21 protein-coding genes and 1 pseudogene are annotated in these 22,405 nt (G+C 40.0%); 11 read left to right on the top strand and 11 right to left on the bottom strand.

The window, feature by feature from the left end; all coding sequences use genetic code 11:
• Nucleotides 1-9 precede the first annotated feature (9 nt).
• Complete coding sequence (locus KOLE_RS03755) at nucleotides 10-1,779, bottom strand: ATPase (RefSeq protein WP_015868121.1); 1,770 nt, start codon at nucleotides 1,777-1,779, stop codon at nucleotides 10-12.
• 434 nt (nucleotides 1,780-2,213) lie between these two features.
• Nucleotides 2,214-2,903 carry a SagB/ThcOx family dehydrogenase gene (locus KOLE_RS03750; protein ID WP_015868120.1) on the bottom strand — a complete coding sequence of 230 codons (690 nt, stop codon included), beginning with the start codon at nucleotides 2,901-2,903 and terminating at the stop codon, nucleotides 2,214-2,216.
• Between the two features lie 303 nt (nucleotides 2,904-3,206).
• On the opposite strand from KOLE_RS03750, the gene KOLE_RS03745 reads away from it, so the two are divergent.
• Nucleotides 3,207-4,295, top strand: a complete 1,089-nt coding sequence (locus KOLE_RS03745; RefSeq protein ID WP_015868119.1) for an IS701-like element ISKol8 family transposase — start codon at nucleotides 3,207-3,209, stop codon at nucleotides 4,293-4,295.
• 86 nt (nucleotides 4,296-4,381) lie between these two features.
• The gene (locus tag KOLE_RS11070; RefSeq protein WP_015868118.1) at nucleotides 4,382-5,992 is read left to right on the top strand and encodes an HD domain-containing phosphohydrolase; all 1,611 of its coding nucleotides are present in this window, start codon (nucleotides 4,382-4,384) and stop codon (nucleotides 5,990-5,992) included.
• A 15-nt stretch (nucleotides 5,993-6,007) separates the two neighbouring features.
• On the opposite strand, the gene KOLE_RS03735 is transcribed toward KOLE_RS11070, so the two are convergent.
• The 7 genes from KOLE_RS03735 to KOLE_RS03700 form a co-directional block, all read right to left on the bottom strand.
• Nucleotides 6,008-6,940: a tagatose 1,6-diphosphate aldolase gene (locus tag KOLE_RS03735; protein WP_015868117.1), complete on the bottom strand. Its 933-nt coding sequence runs from the start codon at nucleotides 6,938-6,940 to the stop codon at nucleotides 6,008-6,010.
• 55 nt (nucleotides 6,941-6,995) lie between these two features.
• Entirely contained in the window at nucleotides 6,996-7,997 is a 1,002-nt protein-coding gene (locus KOLE_RS03730; protein ID WP_015868116.1) for an SIS domain-containing protein, read from the bottom strand.
• A 135-nt stretch (nucleotides 7,998-8,132) separates the two neighbouring features.
• Nucleotides 8,133-9,146 carry a M20/M25/M40 family metallo-hydrolase gene (locus KOLE_RS03725; protein WP_015868115.1) on the bottom strand — a complete coding sequence of 338 codons (1,014 nt, stop codon included), beginning with the start codon at nucleotides 9,144-9,146 and terminating at the stop codon, nucleotides 8,133-8,135.
• A 24-nt stretch (nucleotides 9,147-9,170) separates the two neighbouring features.
• On the bottom strand, nucleotides 9,171-10,181 hold the full coding sequence (locus KOLE_RS03720) for a GNAT family N-acetyltransferase (protein ID WP_015868114.1): 1,011 nt from the start codon (nucleotides 10,179-10,181) through the stop codon (nucleotides 9,171-9,173).
• 44 nt (nucleotides 10,182-10,225) lie between these two features.
• Nucleotides 10,226-10,990, bottom strand: coding sequence for a DeoR/GlpR family DNA-binding transcription regulator (locus tag KOLE_RS03715; protein WP_015868113.1), 765 nt, complete (start codon nucleotides 10,988-10,990; stop codon nucleotides 10,226-10,228).
• A 403-nt stretch (nucleotides 10,991-11,393) separates the two neighbouring features.
• Complete coding sequence (gene nagA / locus KOLE_RS03705; protein WP_015868111.1) at nucleotides 11,394-12,479, bottom strand: N-acetylglucosamine-6-phosphate deacetylase; 1,086 nt, start codon at nucleotides 12,477-12,479, stop codon at nucleotides 11,394-11,396.
• 75 nt (nucleotides 12,480-12,554) lie between these two features.
• Nucleotides 12,555-12,908 carry a hypothetical protein gene (locus KOLE_RS03700; RefSeq protein ID WP_015868110.1) on the bottom strand — a complete coding sequence of 118 codons (354 nt, stop codon included), beginning with the start codon at nucleotides 12,906-12,908 and terminating at the stop codon, nucleotides 12,555-12,557.
• A 64-nt stretch (nucleotides 12,909-12,972) separates the two neighbouring features.
• On the opposite strand from KOLE_RS03700, the pseudogene KOLE_RS03695 reads away from it, so the two are divergent.
• The 4 genes and pseudogenes from KOLE_RS03695 to KOLE_RS03680 all read left to right on the top strand — a co-directional run bounded on the left by KOLE_RS03695 (nucleotide 12,973) and on the right by KOLE_RS03680 (nucleotide 16,722).
• Nucleotides 12,973-14,144, top strand: a pseudogene (locus KOLE_RS03695) (IS256 family transposase).
• Between the two features lie 97 nt (nucleotides 14,145-14,241).
• Nucleotides 14,242-14,751: a prepilin-type N-terminal cleavage/methylation domain-containing protein gene (locus tag KOLE_RS03690; protein WP_015868109.1), complete on the top strand. Its 510-nt coding sequence runs from the start codon at nucleotides 14,242-14,244 to the stop codon at nucleotides 14,749-14,751.
• The gene (locus tag KOLE_RS03685) at nucleotides 14,748-15,125 is read left to right on the top strand and encodes a type II secretion system protein (RefSeq protein ID WP_015868108.1); all 378 of its coding nucleotides are present in this window, start codon (nucleotides 14,748-14,750) and stop codon (nucleotides 15,123-15,125) included. The genes KOLE_RS03690 and KOLE_RS03685 overlap by 4 nt, the downstream gene beginning before the upstream one ends.
• Nucleotides 15,097-16,722, top strand: a complete 1,626-nt coding sequence (locus KOLE_RS03680; RefSeq protein WP_015868107.1) for a hypothetical protein — start codon at nucleotides 15,097-15,099, stop codon at nucleotides 16,720-16,722. Before KOLE_RS03685 ends, KOLE_RS03680 begins: the two co-directional genes overlap by 29 nt.
• A gap of 3 nt (nucleotides 16,723-16,725) precedes the next feature.
• Here the strand turns inward: KOLE_RS03680 and KOLE_RS03675 are convergent, their stop codons facing one another.
• A complete protein-coding gene (locus KOLE_RS03675; protein WP_015868106.1) occupies nucleotides 16,726-17,946 on the bottom strand; it encodes a radical SAM protein in 1,221 nt (406 codons plus the stop codon).
• 209 nt (nucleotides 17,947-18,155) lie between these two features.
• Here KOLE_RS03675 and KOLE_RS03670 point away from each other — a divergent pair, with 209 nt between their 5' ends.
• Together KOLE_RS03670 and KOLE_RS03665 are read left to right on the top strand one after the other, a co-directional pair.
• Nucleotides 18,156-18,689, top strand: coding sequence for a DUF952 domain-containing protein (locus KOLE_RS03670; RefSeq protein WP_015868105.1), 534 nt, complete (start codon nucleotides 18,156-18,158; stop codon nucleotides 18,687-18,689).
• A gap of 358 nt (nucleotides 18,690-19,047) precedes the next feature.
• Nucleotides 19,048-19,578, top strand: coding sequence for a PH domain-containing protein (locus KOLE_RS03665; RefSeq protein ID WP_015868104.1), 531 nt, complete (start codon nucleotides 19,048-19,050; stop codon nucleotides 19,576-19,578).
• Nucleotides 19,579-19,634: 56 nt separating this feature from the next.
• Here the strand turns inward: KOLE_RS03665 and KOLE_RS03660 are convergent, their stop codons facing one another.
• Nucleotides 19,635-20,072, bottom strand: coding sequence for a type II secretion system protein (locus tag KOLE_RS03660; RefSeq protein ID WP_015868103.1), 438 nt, complete (start codon nucleotides 20,070-20,072; stop codon nucleotides 19,635-19,637).
• Nucleotides 20,073-20,472: 400 nt separating this feature from the next.
• On the opposite strand from KOLE_RS03660, the gene KOLE_RS03655 reads away from it, so the two are divergent.
• The 3 genes from KOLE_RS03655 to KOLE_RS03645 all read left to right on the top strand — a co-directional run bounded on the left by KOLE_RS03655 (nucleotide 20,473) and on the right by KOLE_RS03645 (nucleotide 22,403).
• Complete coding sequence (locus KOLE_RS03655) at nucleotides 20,473-21,192, top strand: VanZ family protein (RefSeq protein WP_015868102.1); 720 nt, start codon at nucleotides 20,473-20,475, stop codon at nucleotides 21,190-21,192.
• A 139-nt stretch (nucleotides 21,193-21,331) separates the two neighbouring features.
• Entirely contained in the window at nucleotides 21,332-22,114 is a 783-nt protein-coding gene (locus KOLE_RS03650) for a GNAT family N-acetyltransferase (protein ID WP_015868101.1), read from the top strand.
• 58 nt (nucleotides 22,115-22,172) lie between these two features.
• Entirely contained in the window at nucleotides 22,173-22,403 is a 231-nt protein-coding gene (locus tag KOLE_RS03645) for a hypothetical protein (RefSeq protein ID WP_015868100.1), read from the top strand.
• Nucleotides 22,404-22,405: the final 2 nt, after the last annotated feature.

Raw genomic sequence — 22,405 nt, 5'->3', positions numbered from 1 at the left:
TGTTTGTTATTATTTTTGAGAGTCTATTAATTTCAATAAAGCTTTAGCTGCCTGTAATGGACCTTCTTGCTCAAATCCATTTATCCCAAGCTGTGTTCTCAGTTCTCCAATTTTTACCCCGGCATTTGCCATAGCTTCCATATATCTTTGGGCTATTTTCTGATGCTCATTCTTGCGTTGAACAGCTCCGAACGGATTAGCAAAGTAGCTATAGGTGAGGCCTTTTTCGGCGGTTGTTCCTTTAGCCATCCTTGCACCTTTCGAAAAGACTTCAAGTGCTTCTTCAACATCATCAAAGAACTTTATTTCTTCGCCTTCATCGCACTTTTCATAATTGTTTGCGTAGAAGAAATAATCAATTTTCGTTGGCCTTACAATTTCCGCATAGTTGGAGTACGGAACAATTACTCTGGCATTCGTCTCGTTCGGGTTCATGAAGATACTTCGATCCATCGTGGAGTAAGCATAACCGGGTTGAAGGTCATCGAGTCTGACGAAAGCTCCCGTTTCCGTTCCGTACGCCACAACATCCCCATTGTCCAGTATATCTAAAGAACCCATATCGTCTATCAGAATATTCACTTCAGAAACCTCTTCTTTTAATTGATTTAGCGCATCTAAAGTTTCTGACTTACCGGCCCCACTATCTCCGATGATCATTATATTTGCTTTCTTTCCATTTCTAAGACTTACCTCTGCAAGTGCTCCGTGAATCGGTAACCTTCCTTCATCTATAACCAGTAGATTGTGGATTGTGAGAACCATCTTCTTCATATAACCAAAGTAATCAATTGATGGATGATCGCCTACCATAGCAACGTATGTTCCGTCATTTTCTCTATAAATAATGCCATTGAAATCCTCTTCGTTTTCAAAGAAATCCAGCGGCAAACCGAGAATGTATAGTCCATCAGGTTTCTTACTTTTTATTTTGCCAAAACTGGCAAGCTCAAAGAGATTAACCAGCCCTGAAGCGAGCGCCAGATATTCTTTATTGACGATAACGAATATCAGCTTGGCTCCGGCAAGGATCGGGAAGAGGAACCATTTTTGAGGATCGTTTATTGAGATTTTATCAAGTATCGGGCGATCAACTACCTTAAAGATTCCTCTCCTCTTGTTTGAACGGGTATAGAAAATCACAGGTGGTTCAAAAACGGCGCTCCATACGAATTGTAAATCGTAAAGCCATTTGGCGTTGTTGAGTGTCGCCTCGGGAAGAACTTCCGGGGTATCCACAAGGAAGCCAACCTGCGCACCGCCGGGTTCCTGCCTCAAAATTTTAAGGCTTACATCGGAAATGTTTATCAATATTTGCCTGTAAGTGCTCAGAACAAGACTTCTAAGGTCTGTGTTGTTTTTTACCAGCACCATCTGTTTGAAAATTCTCTTCAATCTTCTTGAGGTGTACGAATCCTGGCGAATCATGAACCTGTGTTTATTTCTCCATAAACTGAAGAGACTTTCAACGAACTTGACGACCAGCTCCCTCTTATCACTAAGATTTGGGAAGGAGTAACAGTCTGAACTGTCTATCTTCTCTATTGGGTTAACCATCAAAGCCAGGAGAAGCTGAATAATAGCATCAATATCGTACCTGTCCTCAAGAGAAACAGCTGTTGGATCCTTGATGAACAAATTGAAAAAGTTAATAAGCGACGTTCTTTTTTTCGCCGAATCTTCTATGAGCTCCGAAAGCAAAATCCGGAAGGTATCAGAATTGAAAAGTTGTGAAACAGCATTATAAGCGATCTGACCATCAATCAATACGCTCCTCATATCATCACTCCTCGAGTTAGCTCTTTGACCGAATATGTAAAAAATAACAATTCAATCATACCCCCTTTTCTTCTGCAATCCCTTATGGCATTTATTCGATTAAATTTCATTACTTTAACGCTTATAATATCTCGATAACGGTAGTTTTCGAATCAGGGCTCGATATTTTGCTGTATTTTCTATTTAAGTAGCGTTCCCGGACAACTGTATAAAAAAAGGCCGATGGTTTTCATCCCATCGGCCGGTCACTTGTACAATGTTTTAAATAAAGCAATAACCGACCGATCCCGGTCTGTTATTGTTGTTATTATCTTTGCTCGTTTCTACCAAAACAAACACTTTACGTACCTTCATTTCTTCTGACATAGAACCTCCGCTAGAAATTTTTGTTATTCTACCATATTTGATGCCTAAATCCAAAAAACACTATCATTTTATTCCAATTTTCCTACTGGAGCCATGTAAATAACGAATTCCTCCTCACCATCCACTCCTATCAGACTATCCATTTTACTCTGATCATACGCTGCAACAGCACAAGTCCCAGCCCCTATGGCTTCAGCTGCAAGATAGAGGTTCTGACACACATGCCCGATATCTATTGCTATTACCTTATGAGAAGCCTGCGCATACCGCCATTCGGTTCTGTAAGGTATGACCGTCCAAATAAAGGTAACCGCACATTCTCCTACAAAACGCTGTCCCAAGGAAGCTTCTATTAATTTTCGAGGAAGTTCATCTACCTCTTTTAAGAATAAAAGCTTGTGTTCGAGTGCCAGATATCTGTAAAGTCCTGGCTTTATACCTTCAACATCATGAATTGCGAGGTATGTTTCAAAGGGGTGTCTGGCGCCAGCTGAAGGCACTGTTCTGAGTGTAACTTTGTTATCGAACACTTCTTTTACTCCCTGGGTACTCCAGAGAAGAAACGAAAGCTCTTCAAGCGTAAGGGGCTTTTTTGCAAACTTCCTTCTGCTCCTTCTTTTCGTAATCACTTCTCTGAGAGGGACATCCCCCACAGTGAATTTGTCCGGTAAAGTGAGATCTACAATATCGGCGTCATTTCTCGTTCTTTCGGTTAGCGACAGCTTTTCATGCACAACCCACAACCTACAACTTACCATGTTTCTTGTTTTCCGGATCTCGATTCTCAAATCTCGGTTCTCTAATCTCATTTTAGAAAGAGTGTACAAATCCTTCGTAATTTATAACGTTTTGTTATATTATCAAAAAAGCAGACAACGTTATGCGGGTCAGGATGTTTTGTTTTCGGCATTCCGCTGCAAAAAGCGATTACAGATGCCGTTATGATATACTAATTTCCCAAACTATGCACTTAGAAGAAAGAGGAAATACAGGTCATTGAAAAAGGCATGGGAACCTAGTAAATTAGTTGTGAAGCCAAACACAACATATGGAGGTTTCCCATGCCCACAACTAATATACCACAACTTCTAAATTCTATGTGTGAAGAGATTTCTTTTCCCAGGTCTGAGCACAAAACACTGCTGCTCGATTACACCAGAGGCCTTGCCATATCTCATTTCAAAAGCCTCAGTTCAATCGGTAGGAAAATGGGGCATTCTCAGTCATCTTTCTCACGAATGCTTTCAAACACCATGGTTACCACTGAAGAGCTCACAGGCAGCAGATTGAATTTCATCCAAAACTTTCTTTCTAACAATGGTCTTGAACCCAAATACATCATATTGGATGAGACCGTTATTGAGAGGTATGGCTCAAAGATAGAGAACCTTGGCAAGTATTACTCTTCCACAGCAGAGAAGGTAATAAACAGTATCTCGCTTATCTCATCTGTACTATATGTAAAGAACGGACTGTTTTTTCCCCTGGTTACAAGAGAAAGAACAAAGGGTGATTTCACAGGGCAACTCATCTCCATTCTTGAGTACTCGAAGCTTGAAAACAACATTGTCCTTGTAGATGGAGCCATTATGTGCGGCAGGATATTTGCAAAGGTTGTCAATTCTGCTTCGACTATAATCGGCAGGCTGAGAACCAATCTCAAGGTTGTGATTGACGGAAAAAGCTTCTTGCTTTCAAAGCTCAAGAAAAAAACTAAGGGAGTCACATCATTTATTGCGAGAGTTCCGAGCTACCAAGCAAAGGTAAAGATAGTCATTGACAACAGTGCTGACGAAACGAGAATCATTCTTTGCAGCGACACGAACATGACAGAGTATGAGATACTCAATCATTACAGCAAAAGAGAGACTGTGGAAGAATACTTCAAGCAGGCAAAAGGTCTATTGGGGCTGAAAACACAGGTTTACTCACAGCGTTCCACTGAAAAACACACGGAGCTTGTAGCTCTCTACTTCACAGCGATGATGATAGCGAGATACTATTTGAATGTCAAAGACCGGATAGGATTCAGAGAATTCATTGAACGGCAGATAGAACAGTACCATCTGGAAAAAGCTTTATTTTCCCTATTTGCTTTATTTGTTCGTGATCCCGAATCGTTCTTTTGTTTTCTCTCTGGGTTTATCTAGCTAAGTGCATAGTTTGGGAATTTAGTATACTTATCTCTTTACTCCCGATATATTTTCGTTACTATGTTTCGAAAGAGGTTGATTGTGTGGGAAGTTTTATAAAACATAACAGGATATTTCTGTTGACTATTGTGATTCTTTCTGTTCTCTTTTGGGTGGTTATACATTTTGGTGGCGAAAGAATATACGAAATCGAAGCGCAATGGCGGCATGAAAGTATTGTTTCTCAATTACTTACTACCGAAGAGGTCATCAGGGTACTATTCCGTAATTTCGAACGAGATTTGCTCTTACTAAAAAACATTCCGAACACCAAAAACTTCGTGAACAGTAATTTTGAATCTATTAGCCACAAAAACACAATTAAAGAAATATTCTATGAACTTGCCAAAGCCTCCAAGTGGTATTATCAAATAAGAATTATCGATTCTTCAGGCCAGGAAATAGTTAGAGTCAATCACAACCCGGATGGTACTACGATAATTGTTCCCGATTCACGACTGCAAAATAAAGAGGACCGTTACTATTTTCAAGAAGCCATGAAAATGGATGAAAACCAGATCTACGTTTCTCCGATAGATTTGAACATTGAAAAAGGAAAGATAGAAATACCCTACACTCCGGTAATAAGGCTGGCAACCCCTTTGTTTAATTCTGAAGGCAGAAAAATGGGGATTGTGATTCTAAATGTACGCTTTTCAGAAGTTCTTGAACTGTTATATAAAAATATGTTTATTCAGACGGAAGACGGATACTTAATATCGTTAAATCCAGACAAATCAGTTAATTTCCGTAAATCCAATTACAACTTCCCCAATGATTCTGGTCATATAGAGCTTTCAGATATAGAAACCTTACATTATTCAACTGTTGAATTTCTTCCTGGCAATCGCTTGATCATTGCAGCATATCACAAACATCCAACATTGAAAGCGGCACTCCAAAACCTGACTTTGACGTCAACACTGGTGTTCATCTTATTTCTCACACTCATGCTGGTAGTTATTTATTTAAATTTATCGAAATCAAAAGATCTGATAGGTGCACAAAAAGCTATCATGTCTTCTCTTGCCACGCTTGCTGAACGAAGAGATACCGAAACAGGGCGCCATTTAAAAAGAACGAGAGAGTACGCAGCGATACTGGCAAAACAACTGCGCAAAAACAAGAAATACCGGAAAATCATCACAAATGAATTCATTGAGAACCTTTACGATACCACCCCTTTGCACGACATAGGGAAGGTAGGGATACGGGATTCTATCCTGTTGAAGGAAGGAAAATTAACAGAACAGGAATATGAAGAGATGAAAAAACACACTTTAATAGGAAAACAGATACTTCAGGATGCTATCGATAAGTATCAACTGAAAGGCTCGTTTATTACTATGGCAAGAAACATCTGTGCGTATCACCATGAAAAGTACAACGGTGAGGGATATCCGGAAGGCTTGAAAGGAGAAGAAATTCCCCTGGAAGCTAGAATTTTCGCCCTGTGCGATGCCTACGATGCAATCAGGTCGAAAAGGCCCTACAAAGATGCGCTGCCGCACGAGGAAGCTCTCAGAAGAATAAAGGCAGATAGAGGTAAACACTTTGACCCCGATATTGTCGATGCTTTCCTGGAATGCGAAAAAGAGTTTGAAAGGGTAAGCAACATTTATAGTACAACCGCTGAAAATACCCATTCCCTTTAGGGAGTAGACAGCATGTCAAACGAGATCTATATTTTCCATACCACCAAAATAAGGTGCATTATAAAAAGGTAAAGCCTCCAGAGAGTTTAGCTTCAAAACGTTTATATTGTACTTACCTATATTTTCTAAATGAGCTTCCATCTTTGCCAGGTCTTCAACGTATTTAACAGCCCCTTTCCAGACAACGCGTCCACAAAGGTAGCCAGAGGCCCCTAGAGTCATGTTCCACTTAACTATACCTTTGAATTTGTCTAAATCCATTCCGCCACTCAGAATGACCCATGGTTTGCCCCCGGTCGCTTCAAAAACAGTTTCTTTTGAAATCTCTGGATCCTGAGAGAAGGCTTCTATCTTGAACAAATCAACGCCAAAGGAATCATCTTTGAAAATTCTTACGGCGTTTAATATGGTTTCGTTTTTCTCGCGTTCACCGCGATTGTAGGTGAGGATCTCCAGTATAAAAAGAATATCCTCTTCCCTACATTGCTTTCCAACTGATTCAACAAGTTCTTTCTGGTAGTTTTTCGTATTATCGGAAGCATAATCAGACCAGTAGATCAACAGTTTTACCGCATCAAGTCCGTGTTTTTTAGCAAGTTTAACTGCATCCTCTCTGTAAAGTACCGAGTGCCTGTCTTGGAAGTTGCTTTCGTCAGTAACATAGCCACTTTTTTCAACGGATAAAATAATTCCTGTTTGAGGAGCAACGTATTTTATGTTTTCAGGAAAACCGTATTCTCCATCTATCAAAACCGCCGATGCATAAAAAGACAGGGTCTTCAGTATCATTTTTTTGATATTCGCGAGATCCTCTGAATTCCAATCACCCTTAATTTCCTTTATCGATTTCTGTAAGCTATTTCTTTGATCAAGTGCAAGCATATTGAATTGTCCAAACTCATTGGAAATCCTGGTATAACCTCTGAACTTTCCTACCGTAAGATTCATAACTTCACCTCCGGGCTTTAGTATCTTACTTTCATTGATCTGAAAATTTAATCAATCACGCGTTGTGCACAAAGCGTACAACCTTTGTAAGATTCCTTGGAGCTTCAACGTTCAAGCCCTTTGCTTCAGCAATTTTTAACCCCAATATCTGTGAGAAAATAGGAGACAGGAATAGTCCCATTTCTCCACCCGTATAGATATCAGGTTCACCTGAACCAACATAAATTATCTTTGATCCGTAAGATCTTAACTCATCCGCGAGTTTTCTTTCTTCTGTTGTGATATCTCCGAAAATCGTGACGAGTGTTTCTTCATCTGCCATCGATTTAGGTCCGTGCCTGAATTCATAGGTTGAGAAAGCCTTTGTTGTGCTCAGAGACATCTCTTCCAGTTTCAAAGCACCTTCTCTGGCAATCCCCTCAAAGGAACCTATACCAAGAAAGATGAAACGTTTGTAAGAACACAGCTGGTCATTCTCAATCATTTCAAAACTTTTCTCAATTATGTCCGGTATCAAACGGACTAATTCATCGTAATACTCGAAATTCCCATTGGAATAATAGTCAACAAGTAACTGTAAAGCTAGAAGAATAGCGGAAAACGACTTCGTCATAACTATGGAAACTTCATCGAGAGGCAGTACAATAGAACGATCAACTATCTTTACAAGAGAACTGTTATTTACCGTTGTTATTCCCAGCGTCGGTATTCCAAGTTGCTTGAAAACCTTCCCGGCAAGCAGAACTTCTGTTGATTCTCCAGATCTAGAAATAAGCACAGCTGCTCTCTTCATTGTGTTACTGCCTATATTTTGATTTTTTGCAAAGAAGATTTCACCGCCCGGCAGTGCTCTGGCTTCTATTCCTGTTTTTTGGATAAAATAACGAGATGCAGCTATACCATTGTAATGGGAACTTCCACATCCGACAAAATAGACCAGGTCTGCATCAAACAGAAAATCCGGTAATTTCCCTGTTTTGACAAAATCTTTCATAAAACTGAGTATATTTGGAAGATCGGTTATCTGCTCGCGTATTTCTTTCTCGACAGTTGTCACGGTATTTCACTCCTTTCATCATCCTGTACTTTCCAAAAACAATCATATATAACTAGTAAACATGGGTAAGTTTGATTATATATGAACAAAAAGATAAAACAAACCCCCAAAAGGTTATCCTTTTGGGGAAAACTCTTAAATTGAGGTAATTAGTTTTTTTGCGAGTTTGACCTTTTTATCAAATTCTGAGATGATAGCGTATTCTTCCTCAGAGTGAAGATTGCCTCCTGGAAGACCGAGTCCGTCGATTGCTCTGTTGAAGAATGCCGCATCACCGCTTCCAGATGATCGTGTGACCTTAAACCCTTCCTTTCTAACGATTTCAACGAGTTCAGGGCATTCTTTCATGGGTTTTCTATATTGCTTGTACTCGAATTCCGTAGTGCAACCATTAATAACGGTTTCTTTAGAGATTCTGGCGATTTCTTTTTCGAATTTCTCTACCTCATTCATCGCGTAATATCTGACGTTGCAATAGCATTCCGCGTAATCTGGAGTTACATTGCTTTTGATACCACCTTTGATAATCGTTGGATTCACAGTTAAATCCACAAAATTTCTGTTCAATTCCCAGATTTTATGGATTTTGGTTGAGAGTTCCACCACAGCGTTCGCGCCTTCCTGTATCCTCGCAGCGTGTCCCTTTTTTCCGTGAGTTTTGATTAAGAGCGCACCAACCCCTTTTCTGGAGGCGACAAGTTTTCCATCTGGAAAAGCGGGTTCAAATGAAAGGCAGTAAGAGGTTTTCTTGGCAAATTCACTGAAAACAATCTCACTTTCTGGTGAACCTATCTCTTCATCAACGTTTAGTATTATTGCTATGTTGTCCCGGTCAATGTCCTTGAGTGCCTGAAACATTACCGCAATACCGCCCTTCATGTCCGCAACACCGGGACCGTACGCTTTATCACCAACAATACTGAACGGTCTTTTCTTCTCTTCACCTTCCGGGAAAACTGTGTCCAGATGGCCGATGAGGGTTAGGTAAGGAGGATTGCCACGTACGGCAACGTGACACCCGTTGCCGCTGCGCACTTTGAACCCAAAATCCACCAGAATATCAAGAAGAAAGGCTGTTCTCTTGAGCTTTTCTTCGGTGGATACATCAGGACCGGTAGCTGTGTTGACAAGCTTTTCGAGAATATCCATAGTAAGACGCTCCTTTTCTAAGTTTCAAATAAAATCTGCTCCATAATCTGGAATAGGTATAGGCAAAACACCTTCGAGATCTGCTGGTATTTCAGGATCTCCTTCGATTGAACCAAAAAGAAATTTTGTAAGAGAAGGGGTATCCATGCAGGAGAGTTGTTCTTTTAGTTTTTCAACTCTTCTTTTTGGTAATCTTTCCAGGAAATAGCCTTTTATTTGATCAAAAAACATTTCATTCGACAGGACTTTAACAGTTCCAAAGAACCCTCTTCTCTTTTTCTCAGGCACAATGTTCTTAAACGCAGAAAAACCCGGAAAATGAATGAGAGCTTCATAGTGATCACTCTTGCTCAAAACGTGCTTTACAATTTCCAGGACATCTTGTTCGTCTCCACCGTATTCCACCATCCTTGGCTGACCGTCCCGTTCTACAAAGATGGCGTAGGAATCCTTGAAAATGAAGTACTCAGCCTCTTTATCGACAGCATGACCGGTCTGAAAGACCTTCAGAAAATCATCGAAATATCTTACGAATTTCACGGGTTTTCTCGAATGAATCTCACAAATTTTAGCGATATCCTTGACGGTTGCTTTTCTGACCTCAGGATTTTCTTTTTTTCCAGAGATTGTGGTGGTGTAAAAAACACCAGCATTTACTGCACCAAAACGTTTGTAGAGGTTTCTTCCACCGGATATATAGAACAAAGCAATCCCGTCTTTCAAAGCTTTTAATTCAACATCATGCAAAAGTTTTGTAGCGAATCCCTTCCCCCTATACTCTGGATCTGTACTAACAGAGCCGATGAGTCCAACATAAACCTTATGACCGTAGATATTCAATTCACGCGGCAACATGCCAACGAGTGACACAACCTTCCCTTTATCCACAAATACCCTTAGATTTTCAGCATTATCTTCAGAAAGAAGTAAAGGGTACACCTTCTGCATCCTTTTTTCACCACTTGCAAGGACTTTGTCAGCAAGTTCAACAGCAGAATCAATTTCTCCCTTTCTAAGTCCTCTTGGCCCCTCCAAAACAATCACCCCCATAGCTTCACGGGAGGTACCCAATCAACGAATTATTTAGCCATAATGACCTTCACACTGGATGGAAATCTTTTTAAGTATTCCCCATTGAATTTGTCATCGGTTATCACAACATCTATTTGCTTAATGTCTACCGACAGGTATTGAGCGCTTTTTTTAAATTTCGAACTATCCGTTACGCCTATTACTTTTGAACTGTTCAATGCAAAATGTCTTATTACTTCCGCACCTCTGGAATCCGGTGTGAAAAACCCTCGCTCGGGAATTATGGTACTTGCACCAATGAAGCAAAGGTTAAAGCAGAACATATCAAGGTTTCTAATGGTAATAGGACCAACGAAAGATAGATTTTTCATGTCATATTCCCCGCCGATAAGTATGACGTTCGCTCTGTTAGAGTACGTAACCAAACGAAAGATTGGCAAGCTGGTGGTAACCAGTGTAATATTTATTCCCTTTTCTATTACCAGTTTCGCGATCTGTAAAGCCGTAGTGCTTGCATCGAATCCTACCACCATTCCCTCTTTCACGAAGTTAATCGCTTCTCTGGCTATTTTTCTTTTCAAATCAACGTTCTCTTTTTCTCTTTCCATAAAGGACAACTCGTATTCTGAGACGTCAGGTAGTATGATTACTCCTCGACTGCGCAGCAGTTTTCCTTCTCTCTCAAGAATTCTTATATCCCTTCTTACGGTAACTTCTGAAACATCGATCATTTTTGCAAGAAACTTAATGTCTATTTTCTTTTGGGCTTTCAGAATCTGGAGAATTTTTTCCCTTCTCTCAATAACTGTCAAGGTATTTCCCTCCGTTCTGATTTACCGTTGTACGTTGTGCGTTGTACGTAACGTCCGAGAACCGAGAATCCGAGACCCGAGATTCGAGAAAAACCGTTATTGGTTGTACGTTGTACGTCCCTTTTTCTAAACCCTAAACCCGCTCTTTTCAAGAAGTTCTTCACGCACAACCTACAACCCACAACCGACAAGGTTTTTGTCGCTGCGCAGCAGCTTTCTCCAGTCTCCAACATCCAATCTCGCTTTTTAATGTACTTAGCCGCAACTCCGTTGCGCATAGCCGTGACGAAGTCACGCATAGCCTGAGCGAAGCTCAGCACAGCCGCTGCATAGCAGCGCACAGCTTTCACAAATGTCGCTCCATCAGCTGACAGCCTCGCGAGCGTCATGTTTTTCCCGGATCTCACTTCTCGTAAACCACATTCCCTTCAAAGACCGTCTTTACAACATTCAACTCTTTATCGAGGAGAACAAAATTTGCTCTGTACCCCTCTTTAATCCGGCCTTCATCGTCTATTCCAAGATCACGCGCTGCATTGTAAGAAGAAACCATTGCGAGTTCTTTCAGCGTACAGTGTGTAAAACGGTGAAAGTTCTTTACCGCATTGTCAAAAGTGAGTGTACTACCAGCGAGGGTTCCATCAGCGAGGGTCGCTTTACCGCCAACTACTTTCACATCAAGACCACCCAGCGTGTAACTTCCATCTTTCAACCCCGTGGCAGATATTGAATCTGTTATCAGTATGATCTTGTCTGCCCCTTTTATTCGATACGTGAAATCAACGAATTCCGGTGAAGAGTGAACACCGTCCACAATAAGCTCTATTGTAAAATCCAGATATAGCGCTCCGCCAACAACTCCTAATTCCCTGTGATGGAGAGCTCTCAAACCGTTAGGGAAATGGGTTATTCTCCTAACATTGTTCTGGAACGCCTTTGCCATGTCTTCAAATACAGCGTTTGAGTGGCCAATACTCACCCTTACGTCACGTTCAGTCAGATACGGTAAAACCTCATAAAAACCTTCCACTTCCGGTGCCATTGTGATCAGCCGCACGCTGTCAGTTATTATTTCTTTTAGCTCTTCAAGTGATGGTTTTCTGATATGTTCGGGATTCTGTGCACCTTTTTTCTCTATACTTATAAAAGGGCCTTCAAGATGAAGCCCGCCTATTGATTTCCTGACACCTTTGAATCTTTTTAAAATATGCAAAATATCCTCTTTTGATGCTGAGACAGTTGTTGGCAAAAAGTGGGTTACTCCCCGAGAAAAGTTTTCGTTTATCCATTTTTCATAGGCTGCTTTTGAGGCTTCCATCGTGTCTATTCCAACGAGACCGTGCGTGTGAGGATCTATAAAGCCTGGCATGAGTATATAATCGTAATCCGTTTCTTTTTTCATTATTCGTTCTATCTTTTCTCCGAATTGCACGCTCCCGGTGTATTCTCCGTCTACGGGGTCAACGATCAGCACTCGCTCGATTAACATATCATCACCTCTGTTAACAGCATTTACTAAATTATACTTCTATTTCTTTTGTTTTCAGGTGTGTTTTTCCAAAAATTATAGAACAATGTTTTCGGCTTCATCAGGATAGGGTGAAACAATCCATTCGTATGTTCCTCTAATATTTTCCGGGACAAGGTACGGTCTGTACATATTGGCGTAGTTCACGATCACGACGTTTTCCTTGGTTTTGCAACAGGTTTCAAAGAACATTTCAAAGGGTAGAAATACGACCGAAAGACCTGAAAACCTCAGAATTGAGATTTTTGCCTGCGCAATTTCAGGTGGTAATTTACGTTTTTTTATTAGTTCTATACCGGGTTTTGCCCGTTCGCCTATCGTTAAATTCTCGATTTTTTTCTCTTCAATTGGAAGTTTCAAGGCAGTATAAAATAAATGCTGTAAAAACATAAAAAGCCCTGTATCCTAGAATAGGAAAAACACACAAACCATATAAAGGAGGGATACAGGGCCTATGGAAATCAAAGATATTATACTCCAATTTCTAACAGAAAATGAAGAGGGAATGAGAAGTCTTCTAACCTGGTTTTTGAACACGGTTATGGAATACGAAGCTCGAATATAGGCTGGAGCAGACTACTACGAGAGAACAAAAAGCAGAAGAGCACACCGCAACGGTTACAGAAAAAGAAGCTTGAACACCAGGTTAGGGAAATTGGAATTGAAGAAACCTCAATTCAGGGAATTCCCCTTTGAAACCAAGGTCTTTGAAAAATATTCAAGAGTAGAGAAAGCGTTGAAGAATGCTATTGTCGAATCATATCTCCAGGGTGTTTCTACTCGCAGGATAAAAGAAATAATATCCACCCTTGGAGCTGAAGAACTTTCACCTGGAACAGTTTCTAATATAGCCAAGGAATTGGATGAAAAAGTGTACGAGTTTCTCAACAGGAAAATAGAAGAGGAGATACCGTATCTTTTCGTGGATGCCAGCTATTTCAAAGTCAGGGATGGAGTTAGATATGTTAATAAAGCTCTGTACGTGGTAGCTGGTGTGAGAAAAGATGGACATAGGGAGATACTTGGTGCAAAGATCGCCGATGTTGAAGATGAACTCTTCTGGGAAGACTACTTTGAAGAACTAAAGAACCGCGGATTGAGAGGGGTAGAACTTGTTATCTCAGATGGTCACAGAGGGATAATCTCAGCGGTGAAAAAAGCGTTCATTGGAGCGAGCTGGCAGATGTGCCATGTACATTTCGTGAGGGATGTGCTGAAAAAAGTACCTCGTAAACGTTGGAAAGAGATAGCAGAACGGTTGAAAGAGAGCCTTGCAGATGAGAAAAAGTTACAAGCCTTTATTGAGGAACTTGAAGAAGAAGGGTTCAAAAAAGCGGCGGAAACCTGTGAAAGATTCATATTCGGCTTGTTTAATTACCAGAAAAATCCACGAAGTCATTGGAAAAGATAAAAACGATGAATATGCTGGAACGGATAAATAAAGAACTAAAAAGGCGTACTAGAGTGGTATGAGCTTTTCCAAATGATGCGGCACTTTTGAGGTTGGCTGTTGCTATTTTGCTTGACATTAACGAAGAATGGCTACTTGGAAGGAGATATCTAAACATTGGAATCTTAGCCTGTTTTAGGATACAGGGATGTTTTTACAGCACTTTCTTGACATAGCAGGAAAGTGCTATAATTATTTAGGAAGTAATCATAAGACTAAGTCGTATATACGAATTCAAGGGTTGTTTTTCCCTGAAAATTGGTGGAGATATCGATGAAGAAATCTATTGGGAAGAAGGGATTCACTTTAACAGAAACGCTCGTAGCCTTGATTTTATCAACAATTATTATAACGACAGCGACATTGATCACCGGAATGATACTTAAGAATGCCAACGTAATAAATGCATCGATAGAGCTGGAAGAGAATATCATTAATTTTCAAACATCTTTGCGTTATATCGTGTCCCGTCACTGGACGGGTTTGGCGTCCATCACTGAAACTTCTGACACCATATACCTGAACATTGCTGTTCCATATGCAGGGGATGAGTCTTCTGAAACCCATTATGCTACGCTCACCGCTTTCATATCTCATGATGCTGACACGAAGCAGTTGATCTTTTATTTTCCGAATTCTGATGGTAATTTGACATCCAAAGTTATAGCTGAAGACATTGTGGACTTTTCAGTTTACCCTCACAATCAGTGGCTCTTTTATAAAGTAACCTTTGAGTATAAGAACCTTTCTAAGACGATAGAAGGGGCGGTGAAGTATTTTTGAGAAAGGGATACACACTTGTTGAACTTATTGTTGTATTGGTGATACTTGGGATTTTTGTTTCGGCTGGATTCCCGTTACTTGTGCACTATAAAAAGCTGTCCAGCGAGAGTATTCTTACTGTAAATTTTCATGTGGCCGAAAAAATCGTAGAAGATTTTTTGAGGAATTCACCATCAGCGGGGGCTGAAAGCAAAAGTTTACTCAATCAGATTTTTGAAGATTCCGGATTGAATAATATTCTGGTGAGAGATTTAACTGTTAGAAATATTGAAGGACTCGAAGAAAATATTGTGGATTTTACGGTCACGCTTGAGGATATAAGCACGGGAAGGGAGGAGTCCTTCCATGTTGTCAGATACTCGTTGTCAAAATAAAAATGGCTTCATTCTTCCGATGATACTCATTGTATTAGTATTTTGCTCTGTTATGATTTATACAGTTAGTCTGCAGGTAAGCAGGTCGATAGACAAAATAAGAACTTTCAAGACCATGTCTATGGCTCAGAATGTAGCCGCCAATGTTACTGAACTTGCTCTGGGCTACCTTGTAGCAAACTACGTGGATTCAAATTTCGAAGACGATTGGCAAGATCTCGCCAACTTTAAGGAATTTGTGACCTCTCGAAGTGGCCTTGAAGGTACTTATTGGGGAAACGCCCTGGAAAAAATAGCGGCGAGAAATTGCTGGAATCTTTCTGAGGAAAGAGATTTTATTAGTCTCCTGGAAAACTTACCATGGGTGAGTGATTACGATTTTGGTGCAGTGATCTACAAATATGAAACAGGTGATAATATTAGCGATTATATTATTATAGGTTGGGCTAAAAAGCCTAATGTTAGAGGATATGCTTTAGGAGTTGCAACGGAAGAAAGAGAAAAAATATTTCCCGTACTTTCTTTTGGGACCATCGAAAGGGAATTTTCTGAGTTGAAATCAGCCAAAAAAGGCCGTGGATTTGGTAGTCAAGTATTTACTGGTGATCTTTTATATGGTCCTGTAACCGTGTTGGGTAAAATCGAAGTGGCTGAAGAAAATGATCCAGCGAATATATTTTTACAGGGAGTAGCAGCTCATCAAGTTGAATTTAGCGAAGGTTACGATTTTAACTATACCCAGATATCCACACCTGCTGAAACCTATCTTTCAGACCTTAGGGAGGAATATCTGGAGGAGTTCAGCAGCTATGAGAGTACGGTGCTAAATCTTGACAACCCAGTTGTACCAGAACTGGCTGACACATTAGTTCTTGAAGTGTATCCACCGTCACCGGAAGATCAAGTACTGGTTGAGTTCGACGGTGGAAAGGTAATATTAGGAGCAAACGGAATCCCTCTGGTGACCATTCCAGAACAGGACTTTTTGCTCAGAATCTTGATACACGGAGACGCAGTTTTTGACTATAACATAAATACACCAAGCACTGATGCTCAGAAGGCACAAAGAATAGACGGAAATTTTGAAATATTAGTTGAGGGTGACGTCACATTGCATTCTAATTTAATCTACGACTCACTTTACACTGATTTCAACAACGGCAATGGCGGGAGTCCTGTAGTAAACCACGCGATTAATTCAGTAAAGGACTTTGTGGTAGAAGTTTCAAGCAAAGAAAATGATGAATCCCTCACTGTAATTTCAATTGGAGGAGATATAATCATAACTTATGGTCAGGGGGTTAGTGGCGTTGGAAATGCATCTCATGGCGTCAGGGTATTGAACGGTCGTTTCTTTGCTTTGCCAGATGAAGATGGTAAAGGTGGTACGTTTAGATTTCCAGATGTTGGGACCGTACTTTCTGGTAACAAAGCATCCCAGCTTTTCATAGTAGGTTCTTTTGTTGGTGAAAGATTTGGTGCTCCTGAAGATAATATTGACGAATATCTCAATATGCTTGTTGCCGTTTCCGATAGAACAGATAGCGATACATTATCTGAGAAAAAACTGAGATTGATCGGAATGAGAGTTTGGTAATAATTAAAATAAGTCCTTAAAGTTTCTGGCGTTCTCTTTCAGCTGACACCATATTGGGTCTATAAACGCATACGTTAACCATTCTTCAAATTGATGAAGCTTTTTTTGACCACGTGGAGTGAGATGGTAGATCATACTGCTTTTTGACAGGTACCCCGTCAATCGAAGCGTTTCAAACAAAACTCGAAGCTTTTTAGACGAATCAGGAAAGAATCTGGACAATCTGGCAAAATCCAGTTTTCCTGCATAAAAAGCCCAAAAAGAGTAATATAGTGCTCCCTGTAAGCCTTTCAAATGGTACACAATTTCAATCGGAAGTTTTCCTTCTTCAAGCCTTTTTCTGTAGAGGTTCATTGAAAAGGTATTTACCGCAAAAATCTCCCCCGAAAAAGTTGAAGCGCTTAGCCCAAGACCAAGGTAGAACTCTCTCGCGACAGAAGTGTATCTTCCAACCAAATTTTTCTTTTTATAAGTCCAGAGAGTATCCCGCTCATAACCATTCTTGTCTGCGATTTCGTCTAACCTATCGAAAATTTTCAATTCTTTTCTGCTGTTGTTCCGCGTGTTTCTGAATTTGGTACAGGAAAAACGCATCATAGGATAAACGGAAATCTGCTGTGGCGAAAGTTTCATAATCTTCTCCAGATCAGATTGGATCTTTTTATCTGCAAAAGCCAACGGATCGAAGACTAAATCCACATCCACAAAATCAAAACCTGCTTTAATGCTATTTTCTAAAGCTAGAAAATTGGTTTTTGCACTGTATCCTCTACCGAAATGTTTCAAAACATCATCATCCAACGATTGAATGCCTAGACTAATGTAATTAATCCCCAATTCTTTCATCTCTTGCAGTTTTTCTGAAGTTGCGTCAATGGGATGCACCTCCAGCGCGATTTCACCCATAACGTTATCCCTGAGAAAATCCAGTAATTCCTTCAAAAGAGTCAGGTCTCCCGAAGGAGTACCACCACCTATATAAAGCGAGTTAAATCTTCTAGGTTCGTGAAGCCGGTATTCTTTTTTGACTAATCCCGCATACTCTCTAGCAAGAGCAGGATCATACTTCAACTTATGATAAGGACAAAAATCGCAAAAGTGCTTACAAAAAGGTACATGGAGGTACAAACCAATATTTTCGGAAGGAAAAATATATCCCATCAATTCTGTATTTTTTGAAGGTTTAGCTTTCGACTTAACGTACAGCTTAAGTAGTTCAACCATAGGGAATTCTTCCTCTTTATAAATAGTTCAGTGTAGTTATCCATATTATACCTTATAGTAAGCATTCACCGTGTAATGAAGCCCAACAGCTTGCTTGATTCCATAAATGACCATTCGAAAGCCATGGACATACTCTCAACCTTCCGCAAGCTATTCCCGGAACCGCTTTGGCTGTCGCTATGATATTGATGTGGTCTGGGAGATTTGGAGTGAATCTCTACAACACCATACCTGTTCTCAAACCGGCTCTTATATCATCCTGTAGCTTGCTTACGTATCAGCATACTTACCGGATCTTGAGTTTTGGTATTATTGTAGAAATAGAATATATTCTGTCCCTTGTTTTTAAATGGATCATGCATGATGAGGAGGGTGGTACCTTGCATCTCATTTATCATATCGTTTCTGAAAAAAAGTGGAAAGAAGCTCTAGATAGAGGTATTTACCTTGGGGATACTCTTGAAACGGAAGGATTTATCCATGCATCCGAGATTGATCAGGTGATTGAAGTAGCGAACACTCTTTTTGCTGGCCAAAAAGGACTTGTGCTTCTTGTAATAGACAGGGATAAACTAATATCGCCCATAAAATACGAAGATCCGGGTAACGGTGATTTGTTTCCTCACATATATGGTTCACTGAACCTTGACGCGGTTGTTGATGTTGTAAGTTTTGAACCCACAGCCGATGGTACTTTTCAGTTACCAGACGAAATAAGGCACGTAAATATGAACGATGAATAATACAGATTTGAGAACTGAAGACCAGAGAAACAGATACTGTGCGCTGCGAAACAGCGCACAGTATCGCAAACTTACAGAACGATCCTCCGTATTCCAGCATTAAAGCATTTTTCACCTCTCATTTTAAGAATTAAATGGCATGTTTGACAGGAAACTGTACTATGTGATATAGTACAGAAGGCTATCGGGCGCTGGTTAAATACTCTGGTGAAGGAATACGCATGCGTGCTCTGCGAAACAAAAGAGACATTAAGACACCACAGAATATAAATTCTAGGGTTTAGAAGTCAAAAATCCAAAGAATAAGAATTATTTCTAATATGGGTACATACTGTACCTAGCAAAGGAGGCAAATGGTATGGATCAATTTTTCGCTCTTGGGAGCACACACCTTGTAAATTTGATTTCTTACGGTGTTGTTGCTCTGCTTGCTGTGATGACCCTGGTTACCTTTTTTGTTACAAGTGATAAAAGGTTGAGGATTACCTCTTATATTCTTGGTGCAACAACGTTTTTTATGATCTGGCTTTTGATAGTTAATCCTTCTGGAGCCGGCGTTAAGGTTGGAGATGGGAAGCTTGAGGTTAATATATCGCGGGTCACAAAGATCGTTGTTAACAGAGAAGATGTGGTTTCCGCAAGAATTCTAGATTGGAAAGAAGTTGATGAGTATAAACCTGTCTTGAGAACCTTTGGAACTTCAGCCGGGGATTATCGAATCGGAAGCTTCAAATTGAAAAACGGTAAGAAGGCAAAAATAGTGGCAGTGGGAACAAGAGTTCTTCTTCTGGAGTTAAAAAACGAGGATTATATTCTTTTGCTTGCGCCAAAAGATTTCGATGATTTCATAAGAGTTGTGAATGAAAGTTTTATAGAAATACCTTTGTAAGTATTGGAAAAAGAAAAAGCCTCCCACATGGGAGGCTTTTTTGTTATTTGAATTCATCAATAGACTACAAAGCTGAATTCGTAGAATACTGTTCCGCCAGTTGTGCTGTTAAGACCACCACTCAGGAAAGTGTAACCACTGGTACCTGGATCGGAATTTACCGCATCCTTCAGGATTCCCTGAACAGTGTTGAAGTCGACATCTTCTGTTGTGAATACTACGACTGTGTAATCCCCGGCGGACTCTGTATAAGCAACACCATACTTGGCTGTGTCGATATCTCTTCCAAGATCGCTAATGGATGATGGAGCTGTGCCATCAACATATGCCTTGTTCTCAAAGGAGCTAGCGAGTGTCTTCAGGTTCTGTGCAACCTTTGTAGCCTGTGCCTTCTTGATAGCGTTCAACGCAACCGGTGTGATTGTAGCGATCAACGCAGCGATAACCGCCAAAACGATAAGAAGTTCAACGAGTGAAAATCCTCTTTTTCTCATTTAATACCCCTCCTAAAAATTGGAATTTTTGCCTCGACTTTCCATAAACAAAACCGTGCCAACTGAAAAAACGAGAATCCGAGAAGGCAAGACGACCAATAGCAAATTATATTAACCACGAAGGGTAGAACATGTTCTGCCCCTACGATAAAAAACAGCGTTTTATTACAGCCTAGCAATTTTAACTCGTCATCCTGAACCTGATGCAGGATCTACAGGTCTTAACTTCTCCCGTGTAGAATAGGGAATAGAGGGAAAAACGTGTCCTTCTCTATTCTCGGCTCTCGAACACCGGATCTCGATTCCCGGAAAGACATTTCCAAAATACGGAAACTAATTTCTCAGGCACTTTGTTTAATAATGAGTGGTGAAAAAAAGGGATTTAGGTTAAAATAAACTTATGAATCTAAAATCGAAAATTGCGGTAATTTTGTTTGTGATATATGGAGTTATCCTTACATATCTATATACGGCACCTTTCAGTATAGAAAATGCCGGACACAATGCTGATAAAGTCGTGCACTTTGGAATCTTTGCGCTCGGCAGTGTCCTGTATCTATTTCTCGTAAAGAGCGGTATTGGTAAAGGGTTGTGCGTATTCTTTGGAACAGTCCTGCTTTCGATACCCTTCGGGCTTGAAACAATTCAAGGCTATCTGTCGTACAGAGCCTATGATAACTTCGACCTGCTTGCTAATTATGTCGGGATTGCGGTACCGTTGTTCGTATATTTTTCTTGCTGGATATTGAAACGCTTTCGCTGGTTTTCGTGGTTTTTGTTCCCGGTGTACACGACGTTTGCGATTTATGTGCAGTTAAACGATGTTTTTTCGAAGTTGTTCACAGAAAAGATTGCGGTTGTGTTTGACATCGCTCTTTTCTTCAGCGTAGGATTGTTATTTTTCCATACGTTCACGATCAAGAACAAAGTGTTGTCCGGTTTCTTTGTACTTTTCCTCGTTGTATTCCCTCAGGTTTTGAAATATATGAACCCATCTTTTGGAACGTCCAAACTTCTGCTAGCTTACCTGAGCTTTCTCACTGCCCGGCTTTTTTATGATTACCTGAAAAAGCCCCGGATCCAGAAAGAACCAGAGGTTTCTCAGAAAAAGGACTTCTAGTATTTGATACAAAGCCATTTAGATTTTTTGAAATATGTGATATATTGGTTCTGGGTGTGGGGGTATCACCGTTATGTTGGGCTTCTATGCATTCTTTCTAAGTGTATATTTAGAAAAAATAATTTGAGGTGAACACGAAATGGATGTTGAAGAAATACTAAAAAAGGGAAGATCTTATCCTGAGAACTTTTTTTATGGTGATGTGAGTAAAATTGGAAAGATTTATGAGTTGCCTGAAGGATTATTTTTGTTGGTAAGAACCAGCACGGAGAATGAATTACTCTGGGGTGCAAATACAATTGATGATCTAAAAAGAGGTCTTGAAACAGTCGAAAAAGATGGTACCGATTTCATATTTAGATATGCGGGTAATTTCAATGATGTAATGGAGAAGAAAGATATTATATCTCGATGGGGATACAGAGTTAAATGTGTACACGTAGGTTATTATCTGGATATGGAAAACAGAAGATTTCAAACGAAAAATATGCATTTTATTGAAGAATTGAAAGAAAAAGATATTGAAGAATTCTTAGATCTGGAGCGAACTATTTTTGATTCATTTAATGTGACGAAAAATGAATTAACGAAATGGATTAACAGCGACGAGAGCATCGTTTTAGTTAATAAAATAAATGGGAAATTAAAAGGGTTTATTGTGATCAATATCTATGGAGCAGGCAAAAAGAGTTGCTTGATTAGAAATATAGGTGTAGCAGAAAGCGAAAGAAGAAAAGGGATAGGAAAAGAATTATTGTTAAAGGGCCTACAAAGGGCAAAGGAAAAAGGCGTGAAAACGGCGATGTTATGGGTGGAAATCGAAAATACTGCGGCACGCAGGTTATATGAGAGAACCGGATTCATTTTGGATCAAAATGAAGCAGAAGCAGTTTTTCTTGGCAGACAGATTTCAAGTTTTTAACCCTATTTGGAGGATTTAGAAAAAATTTTAGGAAACAAGGTGAAAGGGGGATGGAAAGATGTTACCACCTGTTCCTTCGTTTATTGGATGGTTGTTTTGGATTTTGATTCTGGGACTTATAGGAAGCGCAGCGTTAGCGCTGTTAAGGTATGTTTCTTCGCCCTATCAGCAAAAAACGAATTTGGACTCTGGCTTGGATTCGGAAAAGCAAATAAGAGAGCTTCTCGAAGAAATCAAGGACCTGAAGAAGGAAGTGAAGGAGATAAAGGAAAAAATGAACATGGAATAAGA

It is taken from the genome of Kosmotoga olearia TBF 19.5.1 (assembly GCF_000023325.1).
In the GTDB taxonomy this organism is placed as follows: Bacteria; Thermotogota; Thermotogae; order Petrotogales; family Kosmotogaceae; genus Kosmotoga; species Kosmotoga olearia.
The sequence above is the reverse complement of the archived record's forward strand: the minus strand, read 5'-3'. Positions and strand labels throughout refer to the sequence as shown.